At 57.2% G+C, this 17,012-nt stretch carries 15 protein-coding genes; 13 read left to right on the top strand and 2 right to left on the bottom strand.

The window, feature by feature from the left end; translation table 11 throughout:
* The 7 genes from AC2FI9_RS01070 to AC2FI9_RS01040 all read left to right on the top strand — a co-directional run bounded on the left by AC2FI9_RS01070 (position 1) and on the right by AC2FI9_RS01040 (position 7,338).
* The gene (locus AC2FI9_RS01070) at positions 1 to 1,113 is read left to right on the top strand and encodes an acetoin utilization protein AcuC (protein ID WP_496764789.1); all 1,113 of its coding nucleotides are present in this window, start codon (positions 1 to 3) and stop codon (positions 1,111 to 1,113) included.
* Between the two features lie 107 nt (positions 1,114 to 1,220).
* A complete protein-coding gene (locus tag AC2FI9_RS01065; protein ID WP_496727110.1) occupies positions 1,221 to 2,198 on the top strand; it encodes an AAA family ATPase in 978 nt (325 codons plus the stop codon).
* 17 nt (positions 2,199 to 2,215) lie between these two features.
* Positions 2,216 to 3,163 (top strand): DUF58 domain-containing protein, encoded by a 948-nt coding sequence (locus tag AC2FI9_RS01060; RefSeq protein ID WP_496764785.1) that lies wholly within the window; start codon positions 2,216 to 2,218, stop codon positions 3,161 to 3,163.
* Entirely contained in the window at positions 3,160 to 3,633 is a 474-nt protein-coding gene (locus tag AC2FI9_RS01055) for a DUF4381 domain-containing protein (protein ID WP_496764781.1), read from the top strand. Before AC2FI9_RS01060 ends, AC2FI9_RS01055 begins: the two co-directional genes overlap by 4 nt.
* 227 nt (positions 3,634 to 3,860) lie before the next feature.
* A complete protein-coding gene (locus AC2FI9_RS01050; RefSeq protein WP_496764778.1) occupies positions 3,861 to 4,616 on the top strand; it encodes a VWA domain-containing protein in 756 nt (251 codons plus the stop codon).
* Positions 4,613 to 6,118, top strand: a complete 1,506-nt coding sequence (locus tag AC2FI9_RS01045; RefSeq protein WP_496764775.1) for a VWA domain-containing protein — start codon at positions 4,613 to 4,615, stop codon at positions 6,116 to 6,118. Before AC2FI9_RS01050 ends, AC2FI9_RS01045 begins: the two co-directional genes overlap by 4 nt.
* Positions 6,115 to 7,338 carry a hypothetical protein gene (locus AC2FI9_RS01040; RefSeq protein WP_496764773.1) on the top strand — a complete coding sequence of 408 codons (1,224 nt, stop codon included), beginning with the start codon at positions 6,115 to 6,117 and terminating at the stop codon, positions 7,336 to 7,338. The genes AC2FI9_RS01045 and AC2FI9_RS01040 overlap by 4 nt, the downstream gene beginning before the upstream one ends.
* Before the next feature lie 2 nt (positions 7,339 to 7,340).
* Here AC2FI9_RS01040 and AC2FI9_RS01035 read toward each other — a convergent pair whose 3' ends face one another.
* Entirely contained in the window at positions 7,341 to 7,994 is a 654-nt protein-coding gene (locus AC2FI9_RS01035; protein ID WP_496764769.1) for a Crp/Fnr family transcriptional regulator, read from the bottom strand.
* A gap of 221 nt (positions 7,995 to 8,215) precedes the next feature.
* On the opposite strand from AC2FI9_RS01035, the gene AC2FI9_RS01030 reads away from it, so the two are divergent.
* The 3 genes from AC2FI9_RS01030 (at position 8,216) to cls (ending at position 12,311) form a co-directional block, all read left to right on the top strand.
* On the top strand, positions 8,216 to 9,826 hold the full coding sequence (locus AC2FI9_RS01030) for an arylsulfatase (RefSeq protein ID WP_496764767.1): 1,611 nt from the start codon (positions 8,216 to 8,218) through the stop codon (positions 9,824 to 9,826).
* 73 nt (positions 9,827 to 9,899) lie between these two features.
* On the top strand, positions 9,900 to 10,874 hold the full coding sequence (locus AC2FI9_RS01025) for an HAD family hydrolase (protein WP_496764765.1): 975 nt from the start codon (positions 9,900 to 9,902) through the stop codon (positions 10,872 to 10,874).
* A 24-nt stretch (positions 10,875 to 10,898) separates the two neighbouring features.
* Entirely contained in the window at positions 10,899 to 12,311 is a 1,413-nt protein-coding gene (gene cls, locus AC2FI9_RS01020) for a cardiolipin synthase (RefSeq protein WP_496764763.1), read from the top strand.
* Here cls and AC2FI9_RS01015 read toward each other — a convergent pair.
* Complete coding sequence (locus AC2FI9_RS01015) at positions 12,308 to 12,742, bottom strand: ion channel (protein ID WP_109311846.1); 435 nt, start codon at positions 12,740 to 12,742, stop codon at positions 12,308 to 12,310. The genes cls and AC2FI9_RS01015 overlap by 4 nt on opposite strands.
* Positions 12,743 to 12,912: 170 nt before the next feature.
* Here AC2FI9_RS01015 and AC2FI9_RS01010 point away from each other — a divergent pair, with 170 nt between their 5' ends.
* The 3 genes from AC2FI9_RS01010 to AC2FI9_RS01000 are packed head-to-tail and all read left to right on the top strand — an operon-like array spanning position 12,913 to position 17,001.
* Positions 12,913 to 13,560, top strand: a complete 648-nt coding sequence (locus AC2FI9_RS01010; protein WP_496764761.1) for an ABC transporter ATP-binding protein — start codon at positions 12,913 to 12,915, stop codon at positions 13,558 to 13,560.
* Positions 13,557 to 15,971, top strand: a complete 2,415-nt coding sequence (locus AC2FI9_RS01005; protein WP_496764759.1) for an FtsX-like permease family protein — start codon at positions 13,557 to 13,559, stop codon at positions 15,969 to 15,971. The genes AC2FI9_RS01010 and AC2FI9_RS01005 overlap by 4 nt, the downstream gene beginning before the upstream one ends.
* Positions 15,961 to 17,001, top strand: a complete 1,041-nt coding sequence (locus tag AC2FI9_RS01000; RefSeq protein WP_496764755.1) for a lipocalin-like domain-containing protein — start codon at positions 15,961 to 15,963, stop codon at positions 16,999 to 17,001. The genes AC2FI9_RS01005 and AC2FI9_RS01000 overlap by 11 nt, the downstream gene beginning before the upstream one ends.
* The last annotated feature ends 11 nt before the right edge of the window (positions 17,002 to 17,012 follow it).

The following is a 17,012-nucleotide window of genomic DNA, read 5'->3' as shown; positions in this document are numbered from 1 at the left end:
GTGCATAGCCCGATTTTCATAGGGTCCGAAATCTATCGCCATTCGACCTATGGATCTAAACACCCGCTGGCCATCCCGCGCGTTTCCACGGTCATGGACCTGTGCCGCGCGCTGGGCTGGATCAATTCGAAAAATTACAGGGTCAGCCCACGCGCAAAACCCGACGCGTTGTACCGCTTTCACACGCCGGACTACATTGATGCGCTGCAGGCTGCGGAAAGAACTCAATGCGTCTCGGATGACGTGCGCACGACCTATGCGCTGGGCACATTGTCCAACCCGATATTCCCCGAGATGTATCGACGACCGGCTACAGCGGCCGGAGGATCGATGCTGGGCGCCGAACTGATCCGCGACGGCGGCATCGTATTTAATCCTGCCGGCGGAACACACCACGGCTTGCCCGACCGTGCCAATGGCTTTTGCTATCTGAACGACCCGGTGCTGGCGATCCTGACACTGTTGCGAATGGGCCTGGACCGGATTGTCTACGTCGATATCGACGCCCATCACTGCGACGGGGTCGAGGCCGCCTTTCAGGGTTCAGACACGGTTCGGATGATCTCCATTCATGAAGCCCGCCGTTGGCCGTTCACCGGCAGGCTTGATGATGACGCGGATGGCGCGGCGTTCAACCTTCCGGTGTCCAGAAACCTCAACGATGATGAATTTGACGCCATTCTCGACCAGCTTATCCTACCTGCCACCGCGGCCTTCAAACCGCAGGCCCTTGTCATTCAATGTGGTGCCGATGCGGTTGCCGAGGATCCGTTGTCTCGACTGGCGCTGTCAAACAACTCTCACTGGAAGGCCGTTGCCGCGCTGAAGGGCATTGCGCCCCGGGTTCTGGTTCTGGGCGGCGGCGGGTATAACCCATGGTCGGTTGGCCGCTTGTGGACCGGTGTTTGGGCCACATTGAATGACTTTGATATCCCCAATGCGCTGGGCGTGGACGCACAGGCCATCCTTAAAGCCCTGAACTGGAGCCGGGCAGCCGGTCGAAACCCTCCGATCCATTGGCTTCAAACCCTGCGTGACACACCAAACAACGGTCCTATCCGGCCAGAACTAAATGAGGACTTGCACCGGCTGACGGCGCGGATTTCACAGTAGATCGGCGACACAAAGGCTGCTAACATTCCGCTGTTACAGGACATTTTCTAATTACCGCACAAAGTAAAAATTCAGTTTCAATAACTGACGCCGATTGGACCCGCCAAATGAATGCACTTAATCAGATAAATGATCTTAAAGCCCGCATGGGACAATCGATCATCGGGCAGACTGACGTGATCGACCGATTGCTGATCGGGATGTTGGCCAACGGAAACTTGCTGATTGAGGGGCTTCCCGGTCTGGCCAAGACCCGCGCGGTCAAGGCAATGGCACGTAACCTAGACGCACGTTTCAGCCGGATTCAGTTCACTCCGGATCTGCTGCCATCCGACGTTACGGGGACCGAGGTGTTTCAGCAGACCGATGACGGTGGCACATTCCGTTTCGAGCCAGGCCCCATCTTCGCCAATATCGTTCTCGCGGACGAAATCAACCGCGCGCCCGCCAAGGTTCAGGCTGCGTTGCTTGAAGCGATGGAGGAACGGCAGGTAACCGTCTCGGGAACCACGCATAAAATGGAACCGCTGTTTATTGTGATGGCGACCCAGAACCCGATTGAACAGGAAGGCACCTATCCCTTGCCCGAAGCGCAGATGGACCGGTTCCTGATGCACGTTCAGATCACTTACCCTCCGGTCGAGGATGAGGTTGAGGTGATCCGCTTGGTTCGCGGGGAAGAGATTTCTGCGGGCAAGGGCGCATCCAAAGATACACCACCAGCAATCCCTCGGGACGCTGTTTTTGCTGCACGGGCCGAAATCGGCCAGATCCACGTATCCGACGCAATGGACCGCTACATGGCCGATCTGGTGCAGGCCACGCGAACGCCCGGCGCGCTCAGTGACGAGCTGGCCAGCTGGATCGACATAGGAGCAAGCCCACGCGCCTCGCTGGCATTGGACAAATGCGGTCGCGCGCATGCCTGGATGAACCAACGCGACTATGTCGACCCCGCCGATATTCGCGCCATCGCACATGATGTATTCCGCCACCGCATCACCCTGAGCTTCGAGGCACAAGGAAGCGCCAAATCGGCGGATGATGTGATTTCGGAAATCCTGCAGCTTGTTGCGCTGCCCTGAAACCAAAGGAACGCCGCGTGTCCCAGACCGCCGCATATCCCGACGACCCACGCATATACGTTGATGCGGACCACCTGTTAAAGCTGGGTCCAAAGTCCCGCGCGATCAGCCTGTTGCCTCGCCAACCTGCCCGTTCGATCCTAAACGGCCGGCATGCCTCACGCTTGCGGGGGCGCGGCCTGAACTTTGAAGAACTGCGAAACTACTTGCCCGGGGATGACATCCGTACCATCGACTGGAAAGTGACCGCGCGCACCGGAGAGCCCCATGTTAGGGTCTATACCGAGGAACGCGACCGCCCCGCCCTTTTGCTTGTGGACCAGCGCGTTTCGATGTTTTTCGGCACGCAAGTCAACATGAAATCGGTCATCGCAGCCGAAGCCGCAGCGATCGCTGCACACCGGGTGCTGGGGCAAGGCGACCGGGTCGGTGGGATCGTCTTTGGCGATACTGATGTGGCCGAGCACCGACCCCAACGCCGACCCGCTGCACTGACGCGGTTCCTGTCATCGGTGGGCGCACTGAATTCAAACCTACGTGCAACGCTGCGGGATGAACCAACCGTGGCGTTGAATGATGTACTGAAACAGGCCGCGCGGATCGCGCATACCAATACTTTGGTGTGTGTCTTTTCCGATTTCGATGGGCTGAACGAGGTGTCAGAGAAACTACTTAGCAGACTTTCTGCCTCGAATGACCTAATATTGTTCAATATTTCTGACCCCAGTTCGCGTGAACTTGCCCCGAACCTTCAGCTTACGGTGTCCGATGGCGACCGTCAGATTGAACTCGACAGCTCGGACCCCGACTTGTCGAACCGAATAAGAACAGCGCTGGAAGATCGACTTGCTCAACTGCAGACGTGGTCGCGCCGCTATGGGTTTCCGGTCGTGCCTCTGACCACGGCGGAGCCGACGCTCGACCAGTTGCTCAAGCTATTTGGTCATCCCGGAGGCCGAAGATGAGCGTCGATGTCGAAGGCAAATCACTGGTTGACCTGCTGGACATGCTGGAACCTGCCCCGGTGCCCGAGCCTATTTCCATGGTGCCCCAAACCTGGGGGTGGAGTGTTTTGGCCTTAATCCTTGCTGGGCTTATCATCCTTAGCGTTTATGCCTTTCTTCGCCACCGACAGTTTAATGCATACCGACGTGAAGCGTTGATCGAATTGGCCGCGTCAGACAATGACGCCGCAAAGATAGCCGAGATACTCCGCCGCACGGCTCTGGCTGCATATCCACGTCGGAAAGTCGCTGCATTGCATGGAGAAGAATGGACAAACTTCCTAAACCAAACCTCTGATAATGTTACCTTTACTGATGGCGCTGGCCGCCAACTTTTGGAAGCACCATACAGAGATGTAAAAGCCGATCCTGATCTGGAAATCCTCGCGCGAAATTGGATCAAGTCCCATAAGCGGGAAAGGACAGCGTGATGTTCTCCTTTGCCGCGCCTTGGGTTTTTCTCCTGCTCCCGTTGCCATTTTTAGTGTATCGGCTTGCCCCACCGTATCGCGAAAAAAGCAGCTCGATCCGCATCCCATTCTTTCGCCATGTCGTACAGGCCGCTGGAGTTGAACCCAAGTCAGGATCCGTCATTCCCCGCCGAGCACGGTTTCAGTCCGCCACAATCGCATTAATCTGGCTTCTCTTGGTAGCAGCCATGGCCCGCCCCGAAAAACTTGGTGAACCATTGGTTATCGAAAAGTCGGCGCGCGACGTGGTGCTTGCCTTGGACATTTCAGGATCAATGGACCAGCGGGACTTCACAACAACGGATGGCGCTCCAAAACAACGGCTGGCCGCGGTTAAGGATGTTCTGCGTCAATTTATTGCCGAACGCCAAGGTGACCGGATGGCTTTGATCATCTTTGGTACTCGGGCCTTTGTTCAAGCCCCTTTCACCGAAGATCTGAACAGTTTAAATGGGTTCCTGGATCAAACTCAAGTTGGTATGGCCGGTCCCAATACTGCGTTGGGGGATGCAATTGGTCTGGGCATACGCACCTTTGACTCCGGCGAGGTCGACCAGCGCCTGATGATCGTTTTAAGCGACGGGGCGGATACGTCCAGCCGCATGACGCCGGTAAACGCCGCAGCAATCGCGGCCGAGAAAGGCGTCGTCATCTACACGATCGGCGTTGGTGATCCAGACGCCTCAGGCGAGGACCGGGTGGATCTGGATACCTTGAAGGACATCGCGGACCGGACGGGCGGCGAGTACTTCTTTGCAGATGACGAAAAGGCATTGGCTGACACATACGCACGCATTGACGAACTCAATCCCCGCGTTGTGGAAACACAAAGCTATAGACCACGTGAAAGCCTTGCACATTACCCGCTTGCGTTGGCATTGCTGACAATGCTCATCACTATGACCGGCCAACATGTCATCCAGCGGCGCCGAGGTGCAGCATGAGCGGCGCGTTGGAAGATTTCCATTTTTTGCGAGCCTCTTGGCTGCTGTTCCTCATCCCTATTGCGATACTCTGGTGGGTGATGCGGCCCAAACCCAATTCGCACTCCCAATCCATAACCGGCATCGCGCCGCACCTTGCCGCCGCCCTGACCCTGGGGGCAGAAAACAAGAAGCGTGTGTATCCGATAGACGTCGCGATGATCGCTGCAATCCTTGTCACCTTAGCCGCGGCCGGACCGACATGGTCACGGGCCCCGAACCCTTTGGTCGCGGACACGGCACCGCTGGTAATAGCACTGAAGGTCACGGCCAGCATGGAGGAACCGGACTTGCCGCCATCCCGTCTGGAACGGGCGAGGTTCAAGGTGACTGACCTGATCAACGCGCGCGTCGGCGCGCAGACCGCATTAATCGCGTATGCTGGAACCCCGCACCGCGTCGCGCCCCTGACCGAAGACGCCAACATCCTGCGCCCTCTTTTGGAGGGTCTCGCGCCTGAGGTCATGCCAAAACCGGGGGACGCCGCGGCTGATGCACTGGCCCTTGCCGAAACGATCCTGAACGACAGTGATACACCCGGCGCAGTCTTGTTCGTTCTGGACGACCTTGACCCGTCTCAACTTGCTGCCTTTGAAAACACGACCGTGCCCGTGTTTTTTTTGACCATGCTGCCGAACGGTCAAAACATCGCTCAATTAAACGATCTGAGGACTGCGACGGTTGTTCCGTTCTCTAACGACGAACGTGATATCAACCGCTTAGAGCGTCAAATTCAATCTGCCTATACCGCAGCGCTGGACGACGATGACCGATTGGACTGGCAGGACAGAGGGTGGATGTTAGCCTGGCCCGCCGCGCTATTGTCGTTGCTTTGGTTCCGGCGTGGTTGGGTGATCCGTTTGTTGTTGCTGACTGTGATTTTTGCAGCTCCATCAGGACCCGCAAAAGCCGATGGTTGGCGAGATTGGTTCCTGACCCCGGATCAACAGGGGCAAATTGCCATGAATCAGAAACGCTATGACGCAGCGTCAGAGCTGTTTGGAGACCCGTACCATAAGGGCTATGCACACCTGAAAGCAGGTCAGTACCCCGAAGCAGCAGCAGTCTTTGCCGAACTGGACACGCCCGAGGCTGCGTTTTCCGAGGGAATGGCGCGCATTCGAAACCGCGAGTATAGGCCAGCCATAGCAGCATTTGAAACGGCCTTGGAGCGTCGGCCAAATTGGCCCGAAGCGCAACACAACTTGGACGTCTCCAAAGCGATCCTCGACTTCGTTGAAACATCCCGAGAGCAGTCGGACACAGGCGAAGAAGCGGGCATCGGCGCTGACGACACAGTCTTTGACAATGAGGCCGGGCGCGGCGAGGACACAACCATTCAGGCCCCCGCCGAGGGCGCGCAGGCGATGTCTGCCGATCAATGGATCAGCACGATTGACACGGACATGCAGGACTTTCTGCGTAATCGCTTCCTGTTGGAAAATCAGGAACAACAGCAATGAGATACCTCATATTCCTCATTCTTTTCCTTCCAACGCAGCTTTTGGCGCAAACTGGCATTCAGCCGCAAGTCACAGTCGAGGCACCCACGGATCCCGTCACTGTCGGACAACCAGCAATCGTACGGATCAAAGTCCTAGTCCCGACGTTCATGCCGTCTCCTCCGGTGTTTCCGTCGCTCGAACAAGAAAACCTGCTTGTGCGCCTGCCTGAGCGTGCTTCTGGCCCAATTAGTGAAACTGTGGATGGCGAGACCTGGTCCGGTGTCCAACGCAGTTATCGTCTGTATCCGCTTCAGGTTGGGACAGTCGAATTCGGCACGCAAGACGTAGTTGTGACCTTTGCAGATCCCGATACGAATGCGCCGACGAAGGCCACCATCGCCCTGCCCGACGTCGCGTTAAATGCCGTGGTACCAGAGGGCGCACGCGATCTGGACCCGCTGATCCTGGCCACGGGATTCACGGTCGACCAGCAGATCGACGGATCAACCGATATGGAAAACGGGGGTGCCATCACCCGACGCCTGACCGCAAAAATTGCCGGCACCACGCCCCTTCTGGTGCCAGAATTGATCCCCGACATGAAGGACCCGCTGCTGAGCGCCTATCCGAAAGAGCCGCGTATTACCGAAAGCGAAGACCGGGGCGTTCTGTCCGGGCAGCGCGTTGATGAGATCGTCTACCTTGCGCAGCAAGGTGGCCAGACCCAACTGCCGTCTGTCACGATCCGGTGGTACAATCTGGATACCAATCAGGTTGAGAACATTGATATCGGTGCAGTTGAACTAACGCTTGCGCCACCGGAGTGGCAGCCACCGGATGCGGATACGATTTTCAGGTTGCTTGCCTTGGCGGCCGGTTTGACACTGGTTCTTTGGGCTTTGGCACGGTTCCTTGGTCCGCGTGTCACAAGTTGGAAACAGGCGCGGCGCGACAGATATCAAATATCTTCGGACTTTGCGCTAGATGCATTGAGGAAAGCCTTGCAAGCGCATGATATCTTAATGTCTTATTCTGCCTTGGAGTTGTGGAAACTGCGCAGCGATACCCCCGACATGGCAATTGGCCTGGAAGAGCAACTGGCTAGGATCGGGGCCGCAAGTTACTCATCCCGCACCGGCTCAAAACCCGAGGCTTGGGCAGCGGCATTGTCCGAACTCAAGGTTATGAAACAGACGGAACACCGCGCTCGGAACCTGCTACCGCCGCTTAATCCGTAGGGTCAGCACTGGCAGGCAGCGATCAACTTGCGCCTATCCTTAAGCCGTACGCGGCCATACCCAAGCTCGATCAATCCCAGCTCTACCAAGTTGTGCAATTTACGGTGTAACGTAGGCAACGACACTGCCACCATTTCGGCCAGTTCATCCTGTGACACGACGATCCACCCATCGAATTTTGAGGCCCCTTCATCTAGGTGCAAAAGGCGCAGAACCAACCGTTTTTCCGCCCCGGTCACTGCCAAATTTGCCATGATGCGCAGCGCAGTTTGCATGTTCTCATGCGATAAAGCATAGAAATCACGAACATATTCGGGGTTGTCACGAACAAGTCGGTCCAGCCGCCGAGACGGAAAAAACAATGCCCGCGTTTTCTGTGTCGCAACAACACTTACCAGTCGGTTGGATTCGGCGAACAACGCAAGATCACCGATCCAGAACCCGCCACCCTGTCTGTGGACAACGAAGTCCTGTCCATCATCCGCAGGTGCAGTGATTTGAACGGAACCCTCTAGAACCGCAAAGACCCCGTTGGCGGGATCTCCATAGTTATACAGCGCCTCACCCTCATCGAAAGATTTTGCGACCCCGCATGCAAGTAAATCCGATTGAAACCTTGCGCCTCGCGCCCCGAACCACCCTGAGGCAAGCAGCATCTGTCGGTCACGTGGGTTTTCAAACATTAGTATTCATCAATCTCATCATATGATAGGTTTCCGAGCATTGTCATAGCCTAAGGTAAGGCTATTCGATTCTCGACGTAATGTGAATTTTTCCTACCGGGAATCAATACGTTGTTGGCGGAAAAGATAATCGCCGCCATCAATTACTTTTAGATCAACGGATCATTAAGATCCGGCCAATTCAGGAGTAGACCATGTCACCACCCCTATTGATTGCAGATAGTTGGCGCGGCACATTGCGCAAATTCGCCGTAGCTTCCGTCGCGGTTGCGCTGGCCCTGCCCGCCTGGGCACAGGATCAAAAGCCCAATATTCTTGTGATCTGGGGCGACGACATCGGACAATCCAATATCTCGGCCTATACGATGGGCCTGATGGGATACCAGACGCCGAACATCGACCGTGTCGCGAAAGAAGGCATGATCTTTACCGACTATTATGGTGAACAATCCTGCACCGCCGGTCGTTCATCTTACATTATGGGCCAGTCTGTTTTCCGTACGGGCCTGTCGAAAGTTGGCCTGCCGGGTGCTGATCTGGGAATGCAGGTCGAAGACCCGACCATTCCGGGATTGCTGAAGGACCACGGCTATGTGACCGGTCAGTTTGGTAAGAACCACCTTGGCGACAAAGATGAGCATTTACCGACAAACCACGGTTTTGATGAGTTTTTCGGAAATCTCTACCACCTGAACGCCGAAGAAGAACCAGAGAATGAAGACTATCCGGGCGATGCGGTTCTGGCCGATGGTCGCACCTTCCGTGAAGCCTATGGCCCGCGGGGCGTGATCAAATCCAAAGCGGACGGAACCATCGAAGACACCGGCCCGCTGACCAAGAAGCGCATGGAGACCGTTGACGATGAAACCGTCGCAGCCGCGATTGACTTCATCAAGCGGGCACACGAGCAAGGTCAGCCTTTCTATGTCTGGTGGAACGGCACGCGTATGCACTTCCGTACCCACGTCAAAGATGAAATGCGCCAACAGGCCAACGAGATCTTTGGTGGCGTTGCTGACGAATACACCGCTGGCATGATCGAACATGACATGCATGTCGGGCAATTGCTGGACCTGCTGGACGAGCTTGGCATCGCGGACAACACCATCGTGCACTATTCGACCGACAATGGTCCGCACATGAACACATGGCCGGATGCTGCTGCGACGCCGTTCTGGGGTGAAAAGAACACCAACTGGGAAGGCGGTTGGCGCGTTCCGTCAATGGTTCGCTGGCCTGGTCAGATCGAAGCGGGCTCGATCACCAATGAGATCGTGCACCACATGGACTGGCTGCCGACATACCTGGCGGTTGCTGGCGACCCGGACATCAAGGAAAAGCTGAAAACTGGCTATAGCTCGTCCGGCATGGGCCGTGACTACAAGGTGCATCTGGATGGATATAACATCCTGCCCATGCTGACCGGCGAAACAACCGAAAGCCCACGCGCCGAGATTTTCTATTTCTCGGATGATGGTGACCTGACGGCTCTGCGCTATGACGACTGGAAGCTGATCTTCCTTGAGCAGAAAGCATGGGCGACCCTGCGTGCATGGATCGAGCCCTGGACCGAGCTGCGTATTCCTCTGATCGTGAACCTGCGTCGTGACCCTTATGAGCGCGCCTATCGCACCTCCAACACATATTATGACTGGTTGTTGGATCGGGCATATTTCCTGGTTCCGGCACAGGAATACGTGGGCAACTTCCTGGCAACCTTCCAGGAATTCCCGCCGCGCCAGAAAGCGGCAAGCTTCAACCTGGATCAGGTCATGGACAAGCTGACGACACCGACAAACAACTAAGTCGTATCTAAAATCCAATCGGGCCGCCCCTTAAAAGGCGGCCCTTTTCATCTTGAAATTGAACGAGAAATTCATGCGACATTTTGTTCTAAGCGCCCTGCTGTCCTGTGTCCCTCTGTCCCTGCTTGCGGACCCTCTGCCCAGTTGGACCGAGACCGAAAGCAAAGACAGGATCATCGAGTTTGTCGCCGCCGTGACCGACCCACAGCGCCCGGAATACGTGACGCCGGCTGAAAGGATCGCCGTTTTCGACAATGACGGCACGCTTTGGGCCGAACAGCCTGTGTATTTTCAACTAATCTTTGCGATGGACCGGCTAGCTCAGATGGCTGAGGATGACCCCTCGATCCTGACTACGCCCGTTTTGCAGGCCGCAGCGACAGGCGATCTGAAGACGGTCGCGGAAGGTGGTCATGATGCTTTGATCGAGGTGTTGAATGCCTCGCACTCAGGTGTCTCAGTGAATGATTTCCAAGCTTCCGTAGCCGACTGGCTGGAAACCGCCCGCCACCCGGAAACCGACCTGCCCTTTGACCAGATGACCTATCAGCCGATGGTCGAGTTGCTGCGGTATCTGCGAGACAAAGGGTTCAAGACCTACATCGTCTCCGGCGGTGGAGTACACTTTATGCGCGTCTTCGCCGAAGACGCTTATGGCATTCCGCCCGAACAGATTCTGGGTACATACATGGACACCACTTATGACAGCGCGGAAGGCGAACCGGTTATCACCAAAGCCGATGGCATCGCTTTTGTGGACGACAAAGAAGGCAAACCGATCAACATCGAGAGGACGATCGGCAGACGCCCGATTCTGGCCGGGGGAAATTCGGATGGCGATTTTGCCATGTTGGAATGGACCACGGCTGGCGATGGGCCACGGTTGGGTGTTTTGATTCACCATACCGATGCAGAACGAGAGTGGGCCTATGACCGGGAAAGCTCAATCGGCAAACTGGTCGATGGATTGGACAAAGGGCCAGACATGGGTTGGGTGATTGTAGATATGGCGCAAGACTGGTCGCGCATCTACACTGGGGCGAACTGAACCACCACGGAGCCCGATAACCCTATGTGGACACTGCTTGTTTCCGCCTTCGTCTTTGCGCTTTATACAACAGCAGTTTTCTTTTCTGTCCGCGCGGCCCAAACCGCGCGGACACCTCAGGGCGCGGTCGGTTGGGTGGTCTTCCTGATCTCGGCCCCGATGTTTGGCGTGCCGCTTTACCTGTTTTTGGGACATCATAGATTTCGGGGTTACCGTATCGCGCGCAAGGAAAGTCAGCGCGTGGTTCAGGGGATCAAGACTTTCGCCGACTACTCAAAACCCGATGCCGACAAATTGCTTATCAACCCCAAACCGTTCGAGGCGCTGGCGCATATGCCCGTGTCGCGCGGCAACGGGGCAGAGCTGTTGGTCGATGGCCAGGCCACCTTCGATGCGATTTTTGAGGCGATTGATGCGGCCAAGACTTACGTCCTGATCCAGTTCTATATCGTTCGGGCCGATGCGCTGGGTCAGAAGCTGAAAGACAAGTTGATCGAAGCAGCCAAACGCGGAGTCAGCGTCCGGTTCATGATGGATGCCGTAGGCAGTTACGCCCTTTCCAATGACTACATCGAAGAGATGCGCGAGGCCGGTATCGCGGTTTCGGATCCAAAAGAACAACGCGGACCAAAATTCCGTTTCCAATTGAACTACCGCAACCACCGCAAAACCGTGGTTATCGACGGCGAAACGGGATTTATCGGCGGTCACAACATCGGGGTCGAGTATCTGGGCGAAGACCCGCATTTCGGACATTGGCGCGACACCCATGTCAGGTTGACCGGCCACATAGTCCGGCAATTGCAGTTGATCTTCATCGAAGACTGGCATTGGGCGCATGAAGAAGATCTGATCGACCAGTTGGATTGGGCCGGGTCCGAGGCGGATCAGGATATCAACGCATTGCTGGTCGCAACAGGCCCGGGCGATGAAACCGAAACCGGGTCGATGATGTTCTTCGCCGCCATCACTGAGGCACGGAACCGGATCTGGATCGCATCGCCGTATTTCGTACCCGACATCGATATCATGACCGCCCTGAAACACGCAGCTTTGCGTGGTGTCGATGTTCGTATTCTTGTGCCCGACGCCATTGATCACCGCCTGCCGTGGCTGGCGGCTTTTGCCTATTTTGATGAAGTTCGCGCCTGTGGTGCACAAGTCCTGCGTTACACGCACGGGTTCATGCATCAAAAAGTCTTCGTTGTGGATGACTCACTGGCCGCAGTGGGCACGACCAATCTGGACAATCGATCATTTCGGTTAAATTTCGAGGCAATGGCCCTGTTCTTTGATCCCCAGACAACCGCCGCAGTCGATGCGATGCTGCAAGACGATTTTGCCAAAAGCTATGAGCTGACGCGCTATCTGGAACAGCAACCCGTGCATATACGTCTCGGCGCTCCGCTGGCGCGACTATTCTCGCCCATCCTTTAGGCCATGAACCTTTCCTGGAACACCCGGGTCATAAGGGCGACCATATAGGCCGTGGACAACCCAAAGGCCAACAGGCCTGTAACTGCAGCAAATGTACCGAAAATCCGCAGGTCTTCGCCCAAGACGATGTCGCCGTAGCCAAGCGTTGTGAACGACACCAGCGAGAAATACAGCGCCGTGTTCCAGTCGGGCAGTACATCGCCGAACACCCAGACGATGGCCCAAATCCAGACCTGAATGGTGTGGGTCGCGACGATAAAGGCCAGCGCGGTTGCAATTGGTCCGGCCGTTGCCAAAATTGCACCTCTGGCTTCCCAACGCTCGATCAGCCTGTTGATGGCTAGCGTGCACATTGTCAGAAGAAAGATTTCGACCAGAAAGCAAAGCCCGAGAAACGTGCTGCCCCAAAGGATCTGCTGTGACAAGGTCATGTTTTCGCATCCTGAATTGTACCGACGACGGATCGCCTCACAATGACCTGCACTTTCGGCTGAGACAACCCGATCACCCATGTTCATAGTGCGGCGAAAGGAACCTATGACGTGTCAGCGCTGGACAGTTGGCGAAACTGTTGCAAATCCTTGTGAAAATGAGGGCGAACATGCTTGTAGTATTCGACAAGGTTCAGAAATCCTATCCCGGTGGTCGGCCGGTCCTGCGCGACGTGTCGTTGTCGCTGGATCGCGGCCAAACGCTAGCCCTGACCGGCGAAAGCGGCAGCGGTAAAAGCACCTTGCTGAACCTTGCTGCTGCATTGGACACTGTGGACAGCGGGGAAATCACACTGGACGGGGTAGCCCTGTCGCAACTGGATGATCCGGGCCGTGCCGCCCTGCGCCGTACGTCCTTGTCGTTGGTGTTTCAGCAATTTAACTTGATCCCATCTTTGACAGCAGGTCAAAACCTGTCGTTTCATGCCCGGTTGGCCGGATGCCACGACCCCGATTGGTGCGCCCATCTGGCCCAGCGGCTGGGCCTTTCCGATCTGCTTGATCGATATCCCGAGAACCTGTCGGGCGGGCAACAACAGCGCGTTGCCATCGGTCGTGCCATGGCCGCACGGCCCAAATTGCTGCTGGCGGATGAACCTACGGGAAACCTGGACGAAACCGCCAGCGCCACCGTTCTTGAACTGATGTTGGCTCTTGTCGCAGATACCGGGGCCGCGCTGCTTTTGGTCACCCATTCGCACGAGATTGCGGCCCGTTTGGATCGGCGTGTGCATCTGTCTGGCGGGCTTATCGCATGACGCTGACCGTCATTCAGGCGCTGGCATCTCATTGGCGGGCACACCGGCTGCAACTGGCGACCCTGCTGATCGGCCTGGCCCTTGCAACCGGTCTTTGGTCTGCGGTGCAGGCCATCAATGCCGAGGCTCGTGCCAGCTATGACCGGGCCGCAGATCAACTGGCGCTAGGTCGGTTTGACGAATTGCACAACCCCTCCGGCCCGATCCCCCTGTCGCGTTACGTCGAGCTGAGGCGCGCGGGCTGGCAGGTTGCAGCGGTACTGGAAGGCCCATTTCGCGTTCAGGGTCAGACCTTACGGGTCCTTGGCGTTGATATGGTGGCCTATCCCGCCCTGCCCGCTGTCACACAGATGGAACAAAGCGGCACGCCACCCAACCCTGCCGATATGTTGACTGCGCCGGGGCGATTGCTGACGGCTCCGGTTTTGGAGCCGCTATTGGCCGGCCAGACCGGTTTGCCTCCGATCCTGATCAGCGATGCCTTACCGCCCGATCTGATCCTGACCGACATTGGTGTGGCCGAGTCGTTACTGAAGAAGCCGGGAGAGATTTCGCACCTGATCATTTTACCGGATCAGCCCGGTTCAATTCCACCGCTGTCGACTATTGCCCCCGAACTGGAGCGGGTCCCGGCACAGGAACAACTGGATACCGCACAACTGACCGACAGTTTTCACCTGAACCTGTCCGCCTTTGGCCTGCTGTCCTTTGCGGTGGGACTGTTCATCGTGCACGGAACCGTGGGCCTGGCCTTTGCCCAACGGCGCGGCATGATCCGGACCGTGCGCGCTTTGGGCGTTTCGATGCGGCGGCTGGTTTGGCTGATCATGGCTGAGCTTTCCGTGCTGGCGATTGTCGGCGGAGTACTCGGTTTGGTGCTTGGCTTTTTCCTCGCAGGCGCGCTGTTGCCGGATGTGGCTGCAAGTTTGCGTGGACTTTACGGCGCACCTGTCAGCGGCCAGATATCATTGCAACCACAATGGGCACTGTCCGGGTTGGCGATGGCCTTGGGTGGCACTTTTCTGGCCAGCGGACACGCCTTGTATCGCCTGTCGCGAATGCCGATTCTAAGCGGCGCAGGCTTACAGGCCTGGCGCAGCGCGGCTTCGGGCAGCTGGGTCGTCGCCCTTGCCGGTGTCGCCGCTATTGTCGGTGGCATTCTGACCCTGTTGTTGTTCGGAGGGTTGGTGGCCGGTTTCGTCATGGTCGCCGGGATGCTGGTCGGGTCCGCGTTGGTATTGCCCTATGCCTTGTCGCGCGTCCTGATCCTGTTTCAGCGTTCAGCGAAAGGGCCGATCGCCCAATGGGTCTGGTCGGACATGCGCGCTCAATTGCCGGGCCTATCTTTGGCGCTGATGGCCTTGTTGCTGGCGCTTGCCGCGAATATCGGTGTGGGCACAATGGTTTCCAGCTTTCGGCTGACCTTTACTGGCTGGCTGGATCAGCGCCTGACATCCGAGCTCTACGTCACGGCCACCACCGATCAGCACGGTCGGAACATCGCGGAATGGCTGAACCCGCAGGTAGATGCCATCCTGCCGATCCGAAGCGTTGAACTGGCGCATTCGTCGGGACCCTTGTTTCTCTATGGTATCATCGACGATCAGACTTATCGTGAGAAATGGCCGCTTATCAGCACCTCGGAACGTGTTTGGGACCGGGTCCACGACGGAACCGCTGTGCTGATCAACGAACAACTTGCCCGCCGGGAAAACCTTTGGCCTGGCGACTCTTTGGCCATCACACCCGCCGACACGATGACCATCGCAGGTGTCTATTCGGACTATGGCAACCCAACCGGTCAGGCCATCGTTTCTATGGCCCAACTTGATCAGATCGCGCCCGGCGCTGAGGCGCGCCGGTTTGGCATTCGTGTCGCGCCTGACAGGACCACAGAGCTGGCCCAGGCCTTGCGCGAGCAGTTTGACCTGCCCCGCCGAGCAGTCGTCCAGCAAGCCGCAATGAAGGCGCAATCCATGCAGGTGTTCGAAAAGACATTCGTTGTGACCTCTGCCTTGAACATCCTGACGCTGGGGGTTGCAGGGTTCGCCATTCTGACCAGTCTGCTGACATTGTGGACCCAGCGCCTGCCCCAGATTGCGCCCATCTGGGCACTTGGCCTGACCCGTGCAGAACTGGCCCGGCTTGAGCTTTTGCGCAGCGTGCTGCTGGCCGCCTTGACCGCCTTGCTGGCTCTGCCGCTGGGGTTGGCTTTGGCGTGGACCTTGCTGACGGTCATCAACGTCGAAGCGTTTGGCTGGAGGCTGCCGATGTACCTGTTCCCTGTCGACTGGGTCTATCTGTTGGGTCTGACCCTGCTTGCGGCAACCGTTGCCGCGGCCCTGCCTGCCGCCCGTTTGCTGCGCCTGCCGCCTGCGGATCTACTGAAGGTGTTTGCCAATGAACGTTAGGATCTGGCTGATCGTCTTGCTGCTGGCCGTGCCGGGCATTGCCCGCGCACAGGGATACGCAGGCCTGGGCGGCTCGGCTGAAGGGTTCACTGTGCCCCAGCCGGAGTATGCGTTTCAATTCCCGCAGGATCATGGCCCCCACCCGGACTACCGGATCGAGTGGTGGTATCTGACAGCAAACCTGAAAGGTGTAGACGGGCGTGATTATGGCATCCAGTGGACGCTGTTTCGGTCGGCCCTGAAACCGCATGAGGTCGAGGGGTGGCAAAGTCCGCAGATATGGATGGGCCATGCTGCGGTGACCACGCCCGACAAACACTATTTCGCGGAGCGACTGTCGCGCGGCGGTATCGGTCAGGCAGGGGTTACGGCAGCGCCATTCGAGGCGTGGATCGACGAATGGCACATGCGCGGGTCAGACCCAAACGTGGTCAGCCTTTCTGCGAACGGCGCGGATTTCGGCTATGACCTAAAGCTCGAAGCCAACGGGCCGTTCGTGTTTCACGGCGAGAACGGATATTCGGTGAAATCCGGCGACGGGCAAGCCAGCTATTACTATTCCCAGCCGTTTTACGAGGTACAAGGCGTTTTGCGGCTGCCAGATGGCGACGTGGCGGTCACCGGACAAGGGTGGCTGGACCGCGAATGGTCATCACAACCTTTGGCCGCAGATCAAAGCGGCTGGGACTGGTTCTCGCTCAGCTTTGACGATGGCGACAAGATGATGGCCTTTCGCCTGCGGGGCGAACGCAGCGATTTCACCGCGGCCACGTGGATCACCGCCGATGGTACGACAACCGCAATTCCCGACGGCTCTGTTGCGTTCGAGCCGCTGACGACCGCGCCCGTTGCTGGCCGCGACGTACCTGTCCGATGGCGTGTCACATTGCCTGACCGGGATCTGGACGTCGAGGTATCAGCGCTGACACCCGACGCGTGGATGGCCACCCGGTTTGAATACTGGGAAGGTCCCGTCCAGATCAGCGGCAGCCATTCCGGACGGGGGTATCTTGAGATGACAGGGTACTGATCCGCCCAGGT

Source organism: Ruegeria sp. CDSA246 (assembly GCF_059611225.1).
The sequence above is the reverse complement of the archived record's forward strand: the minus strand, read 5'-3'. Positions and strand labels throughout refer to the sequence as shown.

Bases quoted from the DNA above. Each gene is read 5' to 3' on its own strand.
- AC2FI9_RS01065 (WP_496727110.1), top strand. From the start codon at position 1,221: ATGAATGCACTTAATCAGATAAATGATCTTAAAGCCCGCATGGGACAA.
- AC2FI9_RS01055 (WP_496764781.1), top strand. From the start codon at position 3,160: ATGAGCGTCGATGTCGAAGGCAAATCACTGGTTGACCTGCTGGACATG.
- AC2FI9_RS01050 (WP_496764778.1), top strand. From the start codon at position 3,861: ATGGCCCGCCCCGAAAAACTTGGTGAACCATTGGTTATCGAAAAGTCG.
- AC2FI9_RS01045 (WP_496764775.1), top strand. From the start codon at position 4,613: ATGAGCGGCGCGTTGGAAGATTTCCATTTTTTGCGAGCCTCTTGGCTG.
- AC2FI9_RS01040 (WP_496764773.1), top strand. From the start codon at position 6,115: ATGAGATACCTCATATTCCTCATTCTTTTCCTTCCAACGCAGCTTTTG.
- AC2FI9_RS01035 (WP_496764769.1), bottom strand. From the start codon at position 7,994: ATGCTGCTTGCCTCAGGGTGGTTCGGGGCGCGAGGCGCAAGGTTTCAA.
- AC2FI9_RS01030 (WP_496764767.1), top strand. From the start codon at position 8,216: ATGTCACCACCCCTATTGATTGCAGATAGTTGGCGCGGCACATTGCGC.
- AC2FI9_RS01025 (WP_496764765.1), top strand. From the start codon at position 9,900: ATGCGACATTTTGTTCTAAGCGCCCTGCTGTCCTGTGTCCCTCTGTCC.
- cls (WP_496764763.1), top strand. From the start codon at position 10,899: ATGTGGACACTGCTTGTTTCCGCCTTCGTCTTTGCGCTTTATACAACA.
- AC2FI9_RS01015 (WP_109311846.1), bottom strand. From the start codon at position 12,742: ATGACCTTGTCACAGCAGATCCTTTGGGGCAGCACGTTTCTCGGGCTT.
- AC2FI9_RS01010 (WP_496764761.1), top strand. From the start codon at position 12,913: ATGCTTGTAGTATTCGACAAGGTTCAGAAATCCTATCCCGGTGGTCGG.
- AC2FI9_RS01005 (WP_496764759.1), top strand. From the start codon at position 13,557: ATGACGCTGACCGTCATTCAGGCGCTGGCATCTCATTGGCGGGCACAC.
- AC2FI9_RS01000 (WP_496764755.1), top strand. From the start codon at position 15,961: ATGAACGTTAGGATCTGGCTGATCGTCTTGCTGCTGGCCGTGCCGGGC.